Annotated in this window: 11 protein-coding genes and 2 tRNA genes; 1 reads left to right on the top strand and 12 read right to left on the bottom strand. The window is 64.2% G+C overall.

Features of this window, described 5'->3' with window-relative positions; translation table 11 throughout:
• Positions 1–66 precede the first annotated feature (66 nt).
• Positions 67–1,044 carry a hypothetical protein gene (locus tag WKB88_RS10745; RefSeq protein WP_341394553.1) on the top strand — a complete coding sequence of 326 codons (978 nt, stop codon included), beginning with the start codon at positions 67–69 and terminating at the stop codon, positions 1,042–1,044.
• Between the two features lie 96 nt (positions 1,045–1,140).
• Here WKB88_RS10745 and WKB88_RS10740 read toward each other — a convergent pair whose 3' ends face one another.
• The 12 genes from WKB88_RS10740 to dnaA form a co-directional block, all read right to left on the bottom strand.
• Positions 1,141–2,052 carry a DMT family transporter gene (locus WKB88_RS10740; protein ID WP_341394552.1) on the bottom strand — a complete coding sequence of 304 codons (912 nt, stop codon included), beginning with the start codon at positions 2,050–2,052 and terminating at the stop codon, positions 1,141–1,143.
• Positions 2,053–2,151: 99 nt separating this feature from the next.
• Positions 2,152–2,224, bottom strand: a tRNA-Ala gene (locus tag WKB88_RS10735).
• A gap of 68 nt (positions 2,225–2,292) precedes the next feature.
• A complete protein-coding gene (locus WKB88_RS10730; RefSeq protein ID WP_284024430.1) occupies positions 2,293–2,412 on the bottom strand; it encodes a DLW-39 family protein in 120 nt (39 codons plus the stop codon).
• Positions 2,413–2,457: 45 nt separating this feature from the next.
• A tRNA-Ile gene (locus WKB88_RS10725) sits at positions 2,458–2,531 on the bottom strand.
• Positions 2,532–2,679: 148 nt separating this feature from the next.
• Positions 2,680–3,189, bottom strand: a complete 510-nt coding sequence (locus WKB88_RS10720) for a DUF3566 domain-containing protein (protein ID WP_152220854.1) — start codon at positions 3,187–3,189, stop codon at positions 2,680–2,682.
• Positions 3,186–5,810, bottom strand: a complete 2,625-nt coding sequence (gyrA, locus tag WKB88_RS10715) for a DNA gyrase subunit A (RefSeq protein WP_341394550.1) — start codon at positions 5,808–5,810, stop codon at positions 3,186–3,188. Before gyrA ends, WKB88_RS10720 begins: the two co-directional genes overlap by 4 nt.
• Positions 5,811–5,867: 57 nt before the next feature.
• Positions 5,868–7,934 (bottom strand): DNA topoisomerase (ATP-hydrolyzing) subunit B, encoded by a 2,067-nt coding sequence (gene gyrB / locus WKB88_RS10710; RefSeq protein ID WP_445818902.1) that lies wholly within the window; start codon positions 7,932–7,934, stop codon positions 5,868–5,870.
• Between the two features lie 302 nt (positions 7,935–8,236).
• Entirely contained in the window at positions 8,237–8,839 is a 603-nt protein-coding gene (locus WKB88_RS10705; protein WP_445818901.1) for a DUF721 domain-containing protein, read from the bottom strand.
• Positions 8,823–10,007 carry a DNA replication/repair protein RecF gene (gene recF, locus WKB88_RS10700; protein ID WP_341394549.1) on the bottom strand — a complete coding sequence of 395 codons (1,185 nt, stop codon included), beginning with the start codon at positions 10,005–10,007 and terminating at the stop codon, positions 8,823–8,825. The genes WKB88_RS10705 and recF overlap by 17 nt, the downstream gene beginning before the upstream one ends.
• A gap of 127 nt (positions 10,008–10,134) precedes the next feature.
• Positions 10,135–11,103, bottom strand: a complete 969-nt coding sequence (gene gnd, locus WKB88_RS10695) for a phosphogluconate dehydrogenase (NAD(+)-dependent, decarboxylating) (RefSeq protein ID WP_341394548.1) — start codon at positions 11,101–11,103, stop codon at positions 10,135–10,137.
• 45 nt (positions 11,104–11,148) lie between these two features.
• On the bottom strand, positions 11,149–12,273 hold the full coding sequence (gene dnaN, locus WKB88_RS10690; protein WP_341394547.1) for a DNA polymerase III subunit beta: 1,125 nt from the start codon (positions 12,271–12,273) through the stop codon (positions 11,149–11,151).
• A 562-nt stretch (positions 12,274–12,835) separates the two neighbouring features.
• Entirely contained in the window at positions 12,836–14,254 is a 1,419-nt protein-coding gene (gene dnaA, locus WKB88_RS10685; RefSeq protein ID WP_284024433.1) for a chromosomal replication initiator protein DnaA, read from the bottom strand.
• Positions 14,255–14,636 lie beyond the last annotated feature (382 nt).

Here is a 14,636-nt window from a genome sequence, read left to right as displayed (position 1 = left end):
ATGGCAACGTAGGGTAAGGATGAACCGTCACTATCCCGGGAGGTAGTTTTGAAGAAGAAGGACCGCATGGCCCATGACTTTGAAGCCAATGTCACTGCAGGCGTAGAGACCGCACGTGACTGGGCTGCACCGAAGGTGGAAGCCGCACGCGATTGGGCAATGCCCCGCATCGAAAAGGGCATCGAAACCGCTTCACCCAAGATCCAGGAAGGCCTCAAGCGCGCCGGCGACGGCGTCGCCGCGGGAGTAGCAACGGTCACCCCCCGTATTCAGGAAGGCCTGCAGAAGGTCGGACCGAAGATCAGCAGCGCCGTGGACGAAGCCACACCGCGTCTCCAGCACACCCTGGACCGTGCCACTCCGGTAATCACCGGTGCACGGGACAAGGTTGTGGATGATTACATTCCCGGCCTGTCCACCCGGATCGGAGACGCTTCGGCTACGGTAACCCGCAGCCTGGGCGCCGCTTCCATTCCGGTGCAGACGGCCGTTGCCAAGGCGACCGGCAACAAGAAGGCCCTGAAGAAGGCCCAGAAGGCTGCTGAACAGGCTGCCAAGGCTGCCCGCAAGAACCGCAAGGGCGGCGGCAAGGGCTGGCTGATCTTCGGCATCCTCGCCGCAGCCGTCACTGCCGGTGTTGCTGCCTGGCGTGCTTCGCGTCCCGTGGAGGATCCGTGGAAGACTCCGGCACCGGCCAAGCCCGAAACCATCAAGGTTCCCGAGCCCAAGCCCGCCGCACCCAAGCCCGCTGACAGCTCCCCGGCTCCGTCCGCCGCAGCTGCTTCCACGGCTCCGGCTCCTGCGGCTCCCAAGCCCGCTGACAGCGCCGCCTCCAAGGCTGCTTCCAACGGCAAGGAATCCGTGCAGGAAACCAAGGAGACCGTTGCCAGCATCAAGGAAGCTGCCGAGCGCGCAGCTGCCCGGAGCGGCGAGAAGGTCACCGAGGCCGCCAAGCACAGCAAGGAAGCAGCTTCGAAGACTGCTGACGCTGCCAAGGCTTCCGGTGCCCATGCCGACAAGTCCGCGGAGAAGACCGCCGAGTAAAACGGCTGTAGCCACCGCTAACGCGTAAAAGGAGGGCCTCCGCTTCGGCGGGGCCCTCCTTTTGTGTGCAACCGGCCTTTGGGCCGGATATCTCCGCTAGTCCCCGACATCTCCGCCCAGTGCCGGCGGCGCCGGCGGCAGCACCCGGGAGCGGGTACGGCGCCCCTGCCCGGCCACCACGACGGTGAGGCCGGCAAGGATGAGCGCCAGGCCTCCGTACGTCCCCGCCGGCAGCTGTTCACCGAGGAACACCGCCGCAAGAATGGCAGCACCGGGGATTTCCAGCAGGATGATCATGGAGACCACCAGCGGAGAGATTACCGCCAGCAGATGGTTGAACACGCTGTGCCCCAGGAGCTGGGCCACTACCGTTGCGGCCAGGATGCCAGCCCATGCCGCCGGTTCGAAGGACACCAGCGGCTGGCCGAATGCCACGCACATTATCAGCAGCAGAATGGAGCACGCCCCGTAGCAGAGGGATGTGTAGGTGCCCGTGCTCATCGTGGCCCGGGCCTTGCCTCCGGCAATGGTGTACAGCCCGGCCAGCGCCCCTCCCGCAACGGCAAGCAGGTCCCCGGTCAGGGCTTCGCGGGACAGTGCCAGGTCGAAGCCCGTAATGACGACGACGCCGGCCAGAGCGGCACCGAGCCCGGCCAGCACCCGCGGAGCAACGGCAATGCCCCGGAACAGGTTGAACAGCGCAATCCAGCCCGCCTGCAGGCAGACCAGTGCGGTCGCTGCAGCCACCGAGGTGAGCTGCAGTGCGGTGATGAAACAGGCGAAGTGGAGTGCGAGGGCAACGGAGGCAAAAGCCGTCCACTTGATCTCGGAACGGGTCAGACGGGTAAAGGCACCGGGATTGCGCAGTGCTGCCGGTGCGCCCATGACCAGCGCGCCGAGGGCATTGCGCCAGAAGGCAATGGCAAGGGCGGGAGCGGCGGTTGCGGCCATGATGGGGCCGGAGGCTGAGACTCCGAGGACGCCGATCACGGCGAGGAAAACGATCACAGAGCAACAATAGGGGAACAGGAGGGGCTGTCCGGACGATGGTGCCGCGGCGTCGTTAAACGCAGAAAGTCCCGGCCGCCGGCCGGGACTTTCTTTCGGTGGAGGCACGGGGACTCGAACCCCGAACCCCCTGCTTGCAAAGCAGGTGCGCTACCAATTGCGCCATGCCCCCGAAATGTGAACTCATCCAGTATAACCCACCCTGACCTGCGGCGGAACCGTTTCATTCAGTTGTGGAAATCAATCAACCTTGTCGGTTGCCGACTTCCAGACGGATTTCTCCGCGGCAGTTTCCTGCCATTTTTTTACTGCAAGGATTCCCGCGACTGCCGCTGCAGCTGCTGCCAGCAACTTCTTCACAGTGCCTCCTTGCCTAGTGGCGCATCACCTTGCGGTGATGTTCCGTGGGCGCACCAGGACTTGAACCTGGGACCTCTTCGTTATCAGCGAAGCGCTCTAACCGCCTGAGCTATGCGCCCCGATACCTTCTCGGGCCGAGATAAAACTTTACCCCACCTCTGCCGGGAACCCAAATCGGGATCCGGTTTCGGCTCCAAATTTTGCCCGGCCGGCAATTTCGCAGCGCCGGCCGGGCAAAAACTGGGATTTTCTGCCGTATTTTCCGGTCTAGTCGTCCGTCAGCGTGACACCAATGCCGCCCACCAGAGTGGAGGCAATGTTGTACAGCACGGAGGCGAGCATGGACAGGGCCGTCAGCAGCAGGACGTTGACGACGGCGATGATGGTCGCGAAGGACACCACCTGTCCCAGCGAGGCAAACTCGCGGAGGTCAAAGCCGCCGGATTCGGTGCCGGCGATATCCCCCAGCAGCGTGTTGACCCGGTCAAAGATGCCGGTCAGGTCCAGGACGGTCCACAGCACAATGGCGGCAACCACGGTCACCACACCCAGTGCCACGGAAAGCAGGAACGCCATCTTCAGCACGGACCAGGGATCGATCTTGCTCACCAGGAGGCGGGCCTTGCGGGCCTTGGCCTTCGGTGCCGGCTTCACGAGCGGTTGCCGGTTGGCCGGCGCGCTCTGACCACCCCCGGGGCGCTGGGCCGGGCGTGCGGGTGTCTTTACCCGCGGCCCCGCGCCCGACGTCGACCTGGGATTTGAGTTGGTCGAGCTCACTCGCTACCTCCATCTTCTGCTGGCTGCGCATCCTGCGCGGCCGTTTCGTCTGTAGCCAACGGTACTTCATCGGCATCCGTGCCTACAGACTCTCCTGCGGTCTGCGGGGCTGTGTCACCGGCATCAGGGCCGGCCGGGGCGTCGTCGTCGTCGGCTTCTTCGATGCCCAGATCGCGCTCGGAGTTGCGGGCAACGGCGATGATGCGGTCGTTCTTGTCCGGCTTGGCGAAGATGACGCCCATGGTGTCGCGGCCCTTGGCGGGAACGCCGGCCACGGATGAACGGACCACCTTGCCGCCCTGCATAACCACCAGGACTTCGTCCTCTTCCTGGACGATCATGGCACCCACCAGGTGTCCCCGGTCCTCGGCGTACTTGGCAACCTTGATGCCCAGCCCGCCGCGGCCCTGCACACGGTATTCCTCCACCGCGGTGCGCTTGGCGTAGCCGCCCTCGGTGACAATGAACACAAAGGAATCATCGGTGACCACGTCGGCGGCCAGCAGTTCATCGTCCTCGCGGAACTTCATGCCGGTCACGCCCGAGGTGGCGCGTCCCATGGGGCGCAGGGCGTCGTCGGTGGCCGTGAAGCGCAGCGACTGGCCCTTGCGGGAGACCAGCATCAGGTCATCCGTTTCCGAGACCAGCTGGGCGGAGACCAGTTCGTCGCCGTCGCGCAGGTTGATGGCGATGACGCCGGCGGAGCGGTTGGTGTCGTAGTCCTCCAGGCGGGTCTTCTTCACCAGTCCGCGCTTGGTGGCGAGCACCAGGTACGGGGCGGCGTCGTAGCCGGGCAGGTCCAGCACCTGGGCAATGTGTTCATCCGGCTGGAACGCCAGCAGGTTGGCAACGTGCTGGCCCTTCGCGTCACGGCCGGCTTCGGCCAGCTCGTAGGCCTTGGCACGGTAGACCCGGCCCAGGTTGGTGAAGAACAGCAGCCAGTGGTGCGTGGTGGTGACGAAGAAGTGCTCGACGACGTCGTCGCCGCGCAGCTGTGCACCCTTGATGCCCTTGCCGCCGCGGGCCTGCTGGCGGTAGTTGTCGCTGCGGGTGCGCTTGACGTAGCCGCCGCGGGTGATCGTGACCACCATTTCCTCTTCGGGGATGAGGTCTTCCATGCTCATGTCGCCGTCATAGCCCATGAGGATGTGGGTGCGGCGGTCATCGCCGTACTTATCGGTGATCTCGCGCAGTTCCTCGCTGACGATCCGGCGCTGGCGCGCCTCCGAAGCCAGGATCTCGTTGTACTCGGCGATCTCGAGCTGCAGCTTCGCGTACTGGTCCTGGATTTTCTGCCGTTCCAGGGCGGCCAGACGGCGCAGCTGCATGTCCAGGATGGCCTGGGCCTGCAGCTCGTCGATTTCCAGCAGGCCCATGAGGCCGTTGCGGGCCTCTTCGACGGTGGTGGAGCGGCGGATCAGGGCAATGACGTCGTCCAGGGCATCCAGGGCCTTGAGCAGGCCCAACAGGATGTGGGCAACCTCTTCGGCCTTGCGCAGCCGGTAACGGGTGCGCCGGACGATGACTTCCAGCTGGTGGGTCACCCAGTGGCGGATGAACGCGTCCAGGCTCAGGGTGCGCGGCACCCCGTCCACGATGGCCAGCATGTTGGCACCGAAGTTTTCCTGCAGCTGCGTGTGCTTGTAGAGGTTGTTCAGCACCACCTTCGGGACGGCGTCGCGCTTGAGCACGATCACCAGGCGCTGGCCGGTGCGGCCGGAGGTTTCATCGCGCATGTCGGCGATGCCGGTGACTTTGCCGTCCTTGACCAGCTCGGCGATCTTGATGGCCAGGTTGTCGGGGTTGGCCTGGTAGGGGAGTTCCGTGACCACGAGGCAGGTGCGGCCCTGGAGCTCTTCGACGTTGACCACGGCACGCATGGTGATGGAGCCGCGGCCGGTGCGGTACGCGTCCTCAATGCCCTTGTGGCCCAGGATCTGGGCGCCGGTGGGGAAGTCCGGTCCCTTGATGCGGCGGATCAGTTCCTCGAGCAGCACATCGTTGGGTGCTTCCGGGTTTTCCAGGTACCACTGGACACCGTCGGCGACTTCCCGCAGGTTGTGCGGCGGAATGTTGGTGGCCATGCCCACGGCGATGCCGGAGGAGCCGTTAACCAGGAGGTTCGGGAACCTGGACGGCAGGATGGTCGGTTCCTGGTTCCGGCCGTCGTAGTTGTCCATGAAATCGACGGTTTCCTCGTCGATGTCGCGGACCATTTCCATGGCCAGCGGGGCCATCTTGGTTTCCGTGTACCGCGGTGCGGCGGCGCCGTCGTTGCCGGGGGAGCCGAAGTTGCCCTGCCCCAGCGCCAGCGGGTAGCGCATGGTCCAGTCCTGGATCAGGCGGACCAGGGCGTCGTAAATGGCCGAGTCACCGTGCGGGTGGTACTGGCCCATCACTTCGCCGACCACGCGGGCGCACTTGTTGAACGAGCGCTCGGGGCGGTAGCCGCCGTCGAACATCGCGTACAGGACGCGGCGGTGCACGGGCTTCAGTCCGTCACGCACGTCCGGCAGGGCACGCCCCACGATGACCGCCATGGCGTAGTCCAGGTAGGACCGCTGCATTTCAGTCTGCAGGTCGATCTGTTCAACCCGGTCTGAGAGGGTCTCTTCACTCATTGGTTGTTCCGTTCTTCAAAAGCTCTGTAAATCCGCGGGCGCAGGTGTGGCGTGGTCCTAGATATCCAGGAAGCGCACATCCTTGGCGTTCTGCTGGATGAAGTTGCGCCGGGATTCCACGTCCTCGCCCATCAGGACGGAGAAGATCTGGTCCACTGCGGCGGCATCGTCCATGGTGACCTGCAGCAGCGTGCGGTGGTCGGGGTCCATGGTGGTGTCCCAGAGCTCGGTGTAGTCCATCTCGCCCAGGCCCTTGTAGCGCTGGATGCCGTTGTCCTTGGGCAGGCGCTGGTTGTTCGCCAGGCCGCGGGCCACGACTTCGTCGCGTTCGCGGTCGCTGTAGACGTAGTCGTGCGCATGGTTGGACCACTTGATCCGGTACAGCGGGGGCTGCGCCAGGTACACGAAACCGCTCTCGATCAGCGGCCGCATGTAGCGGAAGAGCAGCGTCAGCAGCAGCGTGGTGATGTGCTGGCCGTCGACGTCGGCATCGGCCATCAGCACGATCTTGTGGTACCGGGCCTTCTCCACGTCGAAGTCCTCGCCGATACCCGCACCGAAGGCGGTGATCATGGACTGGACTTCGGCGTTGCCGAGGGCCCGGTCCAGGCGCGCGCGCTCGACGTTCAGGATCTTTCCGCGCAGCGGCAGGATGGCCTGGGTTTCGGGGTTGCGGCCGCGGACGGCGGAACCGCCGGCCGAGTCACCCTCCACGATGTAGATTTCGGACTTGGACGGATCCTTGGAGGAGCAGTCCTTGAGCTTGCCGGGCATGCCGCCGGATTCCAGCAGTCCCTTGCGGCGCGTGGATTCGCGGGCCTTGCGGGCAGCCAGCCGGGCCTGGGAGGCCTGGATGGACTTGCGGATCACGTCGCGGGCGGGGCCGGGGTTGCGTTCGAGCCAGTCGCCGAGCTGGTCGGTGACCACGCGCTGCACGAAGCCCTTGACCTCGGAGTTGCCCAGCTTGGTTTTCGTCTGGCCTTCGAACTGCGGCTCGGCCAGTTTCACCGAGATGACGGCGGTCAGGCCCTCGCGGATGTCATCGCCGGTAAGGTTGTCATCCTTTTCCTTGATGATGTTCTTCTCGCGGGCGTACCGGTTGATCAGCGAGGTCATGGCGGCCCGGAAGCCCTCTTCGTGCGTTCCGCCCTCATGGGTGTTGATCGTGTTGGCGTAGGTGTGGACGCTCTCGGAGTAGGCGGTGGTCCACTGCAGGGCCATTTCCACGGCCATCTTCTTGTCGCTGTCTTCGGTTTCGAAGGCGATGACGTCGTCGTGGATGGCTTCGTACTTCTTGGACGTGTTCAGGTGCTTGACGTAGTCCAGCAGCCCGTCCTTGTACATGTAGTCGACCACGCGGTGCTTGGGGCCGGTCTCTTCGCCGTCCGCCGGGGGAGCCTCGGTGATTTCCTCGGTTTCCTCCTCGAGCGTGCGCTCATCGGTGAGGACAATGCGCAGGCCCTTGTTCAGGAAGGCCATCTGCTGGAACCGTGCGCGCAGGGTTTCGAAATCGAATTCCGTGGTTTCAAAGATCGTGGGATCCGGGTAGAACGTCTGCGTCGTTCCGGTTTCCTCCGTGGCCTCGCCCTTGCGCAGGCCGCCCACCGGGCGACCGCCGTCGGCGAAGGACTGGTGCCAGACAAAACCCTGCCGGCGGATTTCGGTTTCCACGCGGGCGGAGAGGGCATTAACAACTGAGATGCCGACGCCGTGGAGGCCGCCGGAAACGGCATAGCCTCCGCCGCCGAACTTGCCGCCGGCGTGCAGGATGGTCATGACCACCTGGACGGTGGGCATGTTCTCGGTGGGGTGCATGTCCACCGGGATGCCGCGGCCGTTGTCTTCGACGCGTACACCGCCGTCGGCCTGCAGGGTGATGTTGATGCGGTCGCAGTATCCGGCCAGGGCCTCGTCCACCGAGTTGTCCACCACTTCGTAAACGAGGTGGTGCAGCCCGCGGGGGCCGGTGGAACCGATGTACATGCCGGGGCGCTTCCGGACGGCCTCGAGGCCCTCCAGTACGGTAATCTCGTTGGCGCCGTACTCGTGCGGAGTGGCCGCATCAGGCTCGCTGTGGTGCTCTGCTGTTACGTCAGCGTTGTCCATCTCATTGTCGTTAGCCACAGGTGCTGTCGACTCCTCAGTGTGTTGGTCAAATATTGACGCCTCTCCGCAGGACAGGCGTCTCAACTACCAATTCTACCGTGCCGGAGGGGTCATTACGTCCCAAAACACCCTCTTAGCGGCCACCAAAGCTGGGTTTGAGCCCATATCCACCCCTTCTCTAGGTCCGGATATGGCCGGAGGGGTGCCAGCGCCGCTAAAAGCCACAGAGCAACTGTGATGCGGACTACTTTCGGCTGCGCGTGAACGTTCCAGGGGGCCCGGCGACGCTCCCGGCGCACACCCCCGATGCCGGCGGACTTCTACCCGTAGGTGTCCCTCGGCCCGCGGCCCTTAACGCTGCGCAGCCCTTTGCGCCAGTTGGGTGCTGCGGGGCCTATCACTTCAATCTTGGTGACCACGCCGGGGCCGAGTTCGGCATCGAAACGGCTGATCAGCGAGCTGCGCAGCAGGCGCAGCTGGGTGGCCCAGGCCGTGGAATCACAGCGGACCTGGACGGTGGTGTCTGAAAAGGATTCCGGCTTGCAGTGAGCGCTGACGTCGGCACCCACCAGTTCCTCCCAGCGGGAAATCACCGATCCCACGGCAACGGGGGAGTTCCAGCCGCGTTCGCTGACAAACCGGTTGAAGACCTTCCCCACGCCCTGGGGATCCCGCCCGGTGTATTCGCCCGGAACAAACGGCAGTGCCGCCCGGCGGTGCCCGGCCTTGCGCCGTCCTGCCGGGATGCGCTGGTTGCCGCGGGCCTGGGCCGCCTGCCGCATGCGGTTCAGCTGCGCCTGGGCCGCGTCCTGGCGGACCTCCGTTTCCTCAGGCCTCTGCTCCCGAGCCCCGGCCGGCGGCAGGCCTGCGTCGGGATCCGGCGTCGTTCCTGCGGCGCCTGAGCCGTCAGACGGCGGGAACACTGATGCCTCCGGGAACCACGGTTACCACTTCTCCGGCCAGGGCCTCCGGAATATCTTCTGCCACCGCCGCTGTGACAAGAACCTGCTCGGCGCCCGAGACAATCCCTGCCAGCCGGGTGCGGCGCTGCACGTCGAGTTCGGCGAACACATCGTCCAGGATGAGGATGGGTCCGGCGCCCGGGCTTTCGTCGTCGCTGAGGAGCAAATAGTACGTTCCCAGGCGCAGGGCCAGGGCGAAGGACCAGGTTTCTCCGTGGGAGGCATAACCCTTGGCCGGTGCCTGGCCCAGAACGAGTTCGAGGTCATCGCGGTGCGGGCCCACCAGGGAGATTCCGCGCTCGATTTCGCGGCGGCGGTTGGCAGCGAAGGCAGCCAGGAACCTCTCGGTCAGTTCCGTCTCGGTGAGCCCGTAGAGCTCCTCCGGATCCGGGTCGCCGACGACGGCGCCGTCGTCGTTCACCGCACCCTGGAGGGTGGAGCGGTAGACGGCCCGGGCAGTTTTGCTCCCGTCCGTCAGGTCGCGGTAGGCGCTTTGGAGATGCGGCTGCAGCCGGCGCAGTGCCTCCAGCCGGGCGGACAGCAGCCGCGCTCCCGCAGCGGCCATGTGCTGGTCCCACACTTCAAGGGTCGCTTCGTGGGAGGAAGTGAAGCGGCCGGCGGCACGGGCTGACTTCAGCAGGGCGTTGCGCTGCTTAAGGACCCGCTCATAGTCGCTGCGCGTAGCCGCGTGGTGCGGCACCAGCGACACAATCAGGTCATCGATGAACTTGCGCCGGCTGGCCGGATCGCCTTTGACCAGGGTGAGGTCTTCGGGAGCAAACAGGACCGTGCGGCACAGCCCGAGGATGTCCCGTGCCCGCACCGGATTCGCCCGGTTGATCCGGGCTCGGTTGGTGCGGCCGGGATTCAGCTCCAGTTCAACGCTGGTGCGCTGGGTTCCCCGGACCAGGCGGGCACGGACCAGCGCCTGGCCGGCGTCGAAGGCAACCAGGGGTCCGTCGCTGCTGACCCGGTGGGAGGACAGGGAAGCGAGGTAGCCGATGGCTTCGACAATGTTGGTTTTGCCCGTCCCGTTGGGTCCGACAAAAACCGTGATTCCGGGCTTAAGTTCAAGGTCGAGCTGCGCGTAGCTGCGGAAACCGGTCAGGGAGAGGTAATCAACGTACAAGCCTGTCCACCTTTGCCCTGCCTTCCGGTTGCCGTGTTTCTGTTTCCGCCGTGGATTTCCTGCCGAGGATTTTCCCCTGTGGTGCGCCGGGCGGAATGTTCTGTTCTTCCAGCCTACTGCCGCCGGTCTATTCCGGGCTGCCGGCACCGTCAACGGCGGCCGGCGGAAGGTTCCCGGCTGCCGGCTGCTGAAGGGGCGGCTCTTCCGCTCCGCCGCCGGCAGGCTTAACTGCGTGGCCGCCGAACTGGTTCCGCAGTGCGGCCACCATTTTCATTGCCGGGGATTCATCCTGCCGGGAGGCAAACCGCGCGTAGAGCGCTGCCGTGATGGCCGGTGCCGGAACTCCGCTCGCCACGGCTTCCTCCACAGTCCACCGGCCGGCCCCCGAATCCTCCGCGTAGCCGGCGATCCTGCTCAGCTCCGGATCGTCTTCCAGGGCGTTGACCACCAGGTCCAGCAGCCACGAGCGAATCACCGTGCCGTCCTGCCAGGCATGCATGACGCCGGGAACATCGGTGATGATGTCTTTGGCCGCCAGCAGTTCATACCCTTCGGCATAGGCCTGCATCAGTCCGTATTCGATGCCGTTGTGAATCATTTTGGCGTAGTGGCCGGCCCCGACGCTGCCGGCGTGGACAAAGCTCCGTTCACGGCTGCCTTCGGGCCGCAGGGCGTCGAAAACCGGAAGCGCCAGGGCTATATCCTCGTCGCTGCCGCCCGCCATCAGGGCGTAGCCGTTGTCTTGGCCCCACACACCGCCGGAGACTCCGCAGTCCACATACCGGATTCCCGCCGCAGCGAGTGTGCGGGCGTTGCGGATGTCGGCGTCGTACCGGGAATTGCCGCCCTCAATCACGAGGTCGCCGCTGGAAAGCACCTCGGCCAGCTCCGTGATCACCGCGTCGGTGACGTCTCCGGCCGGAACCATGACCCAGACCACCCGCGGCGAGGGCAGGTCCGCGGCCAGTTCCGTGAGCGACATGACATCGCTGACCACCGGGTTCCGGTCGAAGCCGGTGACGTCGATGCCGTTGCCGCGCAGCCGCTCCCGCATGTGGAAACCCATTTTGCCGAGTCCGATCAGGCCTACATGCATGTCGGGTTCCTCTTTCCTGAGTCCTCGGCCGGGCCGGCCCCGCTGCTACTGGTTAGGCAGCCGGACCGGCATCAGCAGGTACCGGTAATCTTCCCGGTCGTCGCCGGTGAGTTCCTCCTGTGCGGAAATCACAGCGGGCTTCGGGGGTGTTGTAAACGAGAAGCGCACGTATTTGCTGGGGAAGGCGCCCAGGCCTTCACTGAGGTAGTGGGGGTTGAAGGCAACCGTGATGTCGTCGCCGATCAGGGATGCCTCCAGAGCTTCGGAAGCCTGGGCATCTTCTCCGGTGCCGGCGTCGAGGGTTACCTGGCCGTCGGTGAAAGCCAGGCGCACCGGGGTGTTGCGCTCGGCCACGAGGGACACGCGGCGCACGGCTTCAACGAGGGCACTGGTTTCCACCGTGGCGTGGATCGGTGTGTTGTCCGGGAACAGCGACCGGATTTTGGGGTAGTCCCCGTCAACCAGCAGCGAGGTGGTGCGGCGTCCGCCGCTTTCAAAACCGATCAGCTCGCTGTCGTCGGAAAACGCGATGTTCAGGTCACCGCCGCCCCCGAGGGTCTTGGCTACTTCGTTCAGGGTTTTGGCCTTGACCAGCGCACTGGTGGAGATGCCGGGGGTAGCCGGCTTCCAGGAGAGTTCGCGCAGCGCCAGTCGGTAGCGGTCGGTGGCGAGGAAGGTAATCAGATCGTCTTCGATCTCCATGCGCACGCCGGTAAGGATGGGCAGGGTGTCATCGCGGCTGGCAGCAATGATGACCTGGGAGACGGCCTGGGCAAAGGCATCGCCGTCGACGACGCCGCTCACCTCGGGAAGAGCCGGAAGTTCCGGATATTCGGCAACGGGCATGGTGGCCAGGTTGAAGCGGCTGTTGCGGCAGGTCAAGGTGACCTTCGATCCGTCCGTTTCGACTTCAACGGGAGCCGAAGGAAGGCTGCGGCAGATTTCGGCCAGCAGCCGGCCGGAAACCAGGATGGTGCCCTCTTCCGCGATGTCGGCGGCAATCTGAAGCCGCGCCGAAATCTCGTAGTCGAAGCTGGCGATGCTCAGTGATCCGCTCTCCGCCTTGATCAGTAGGCCCGATAGAACCGGAACCGGAGGACGCGGGGAGAGGGAACGCGCTGTCCATGTAACCGCTTCGGCCAGGACATCCCGCTCAACTCTGAACTTCACTGCAGGGTGCCGCCTTTCACAACGTACTTTTCAGTACAACTGAATCTTCATGACAAGTGAGGGAGCATCGCGGGCGCTGCGGCGCCGCAGCTGCGCCGCTTTCGAGACCCCATCTCGGATGGAGCCGCGGATGACAACAATACTCTGTGTCAGCTTAGCTCCCGACCTGCTGTTGATGCACGGTGTTCGGCATGCCGGTGATCTGCCTGCTCCTCTTCGGAGAAGACATCCGATGTTCGTTCCAAGGGGGCGAAGCGAGGGGTCCGGAAAGGTCAGATGTTATTTGGAGGAACCGAATTCTTAAGGTTCGTAGTGTTAATAACTCCTGTGGATACTGTGGATAACCCAGCCCATCCGGGCGTCAAGGCGTTTTAAGCCTGTGGATAACCTGTGGGTCCACGCTGCGGCGATCTCGGCGGGCTGTGGGGAACTTTTGTGTAATTCCGCGTATCCACAGGGAAGTGCTGCGCAGGAAGAGTTATCCACCGGGTTATCCACACCCTTGTCCACATCTGTTAATTTTGAGCCCCTGCGGGGCCCGGGATCCCCGCCGTTCCGGGGATTATGCCTCGCGCTGCTGCTGCTTGATGCGGTTGGTAAGTTCCGTGACCTGGTTGTAGATCGCCCGCCGCTCGGCCATCAGTTCACGGATCTTGCGGTCCGCGTGGATAACTGTGGTGTGGTCCCTGCCGCCCAGCTCCTGGCCGATTTTCGGCAGCGACATGTCAGTGAGCTCACGGCAGAGGTACATGGCGATCTGCCGCGCGGTCACCAGGGTGCGGGTCCGGGACTTTGAGCACAGTTCCTCCAGGCTGATCTGGAAGTAGGCCGCGGTCTGCCCGAGGATGGAGGCGGCCGTGATTTCCTGGGCGCCGTCGTCGGTAATGAGGTCCTTGAGGACAATCTCCGCAAGTCCAACATCCACCTGCTGCCGGTTCAGGCTGGCAAACGCGGTCACCCGGATCAGTGCGCCTTCAAGTTCCCGGATATTCGTCGAAATCTTGGAGGCGATGTACTCCAGCACGTCGTCCGGGGCACTGAGGCTGTCACCGATGGCCTTCTTGCGCAGGATCGCGATCCGGGTTTCAAGCTCCGGCGGCTGCACATCGGTCAGGAGGCCCCATTCGAAGCGTGAACGCATCCGTTCCTCGAAGCCGGAGAGCTGCTTGGGCGGCAGGTCGGAGGTAATGACAACCTGCTTGTTGTGGTTGTGCAGGGCGTTGAAGGTATGGAAAAACTCTTCCTGCGTCGCATCCTTGTTGGCCAGGAACTGGATGTCGTCAATCAGCAGGATGTCCACGTTGCGGTACAGCTGCTTGAAGCTGGCACCTTCGTCGTAGCGGATGGAGTTGATGAAGTCGTTCGTGAATTCTTCGGAATTTACGTACCGGACCCGGATGCCGGTGTAGAGGTGCCGCGCGTAGTGGCCGATGGCGTGCAGGAGGTGGGTTTTGCCCAGTCCGGAGTCGCCGTAAATAAAGAGCGGGTTGTAGGCCTTGGCGGGAGCCTCCGCCACGGCGACGGCGGCAGCGTGCGCAAACCGGTTGGAGGAACCGATAACGAAGGTTTCGAAGACGTACTTCGGATTCAGCCGGCCAAACTCCTGGGAAGTGCTCGGCGGCGTCGGCGAGGGAGCACTTTCTCCGCTGGGGACCGGGCTGGGGGCGGGCTGTTCCGGCTCCGGTTCCGGATCAGCCTTCACGGCAGGGATCATGTCCGCGTCGATGACGAAGGCACACTGAATGTCGGCTTGGAAAACTCCCCGGAGGACTTCGTCCAGAATGTGCTTCAGCTGGGTCTGCAGGACTTCGCGGGTGAGTTCATTTGGAACGGCCACCAGCAGGGTGGTTCCGATCAGGCCCTGGGCCTGGGCCAAAACCACGAAACCTCGCTGCCGCGGCGAGACGCGGTCGTCGGTTTCCAGGGTTCGAATGACCTTGCGCCAGGAACTGCCGACGTCGTTGATTTCGTCCGTGCCCACAAAAACCTCTCGTGATCGCCCTCAGCGGTCTCAGAAAACATGGAAGCCCGATCGGGTTTCCGGCAGTTCATCCACAGACTTATGCACAGTTAGTGGATAAAACGCCCGTGGCCAAGCCTAGAGGATGATTTACCCCGGTGGTAGCTGGATTCCGGCTGTGGACAGCGGCTGGGACTGGGCTCACACCACCGGGTGTCAGGGGTTGCAGCGGGTAGTTGTCCACAGGTGTTGATGTAATTGTATGAACAGGGCCGGGGGTGAACCCCGTGCCGCCCGGTTTGACTGGCGGCGGTCCTGCCCCTAACGTGGAGTAGTCCTTTGTGTCTGCTATCTGCACTCATTCATGCCCATCAGGGTTCTGGGAATCAGGGTCCAGGTCCGG

Source organism: Arthrobacter sp. G119Y2 (assembly GCF_038069765.1).
Lineage (GTDB): Bacteria > Actinomycetota > Actinomycetes > Actinomycetales > Micrococcaceae > Arthrobacter_B.
The sequence above is the reverse complement of the archived record's forward strand: the minus strand, read 5'-3'. Positions and strand labels throughout refer to the sequence as shown.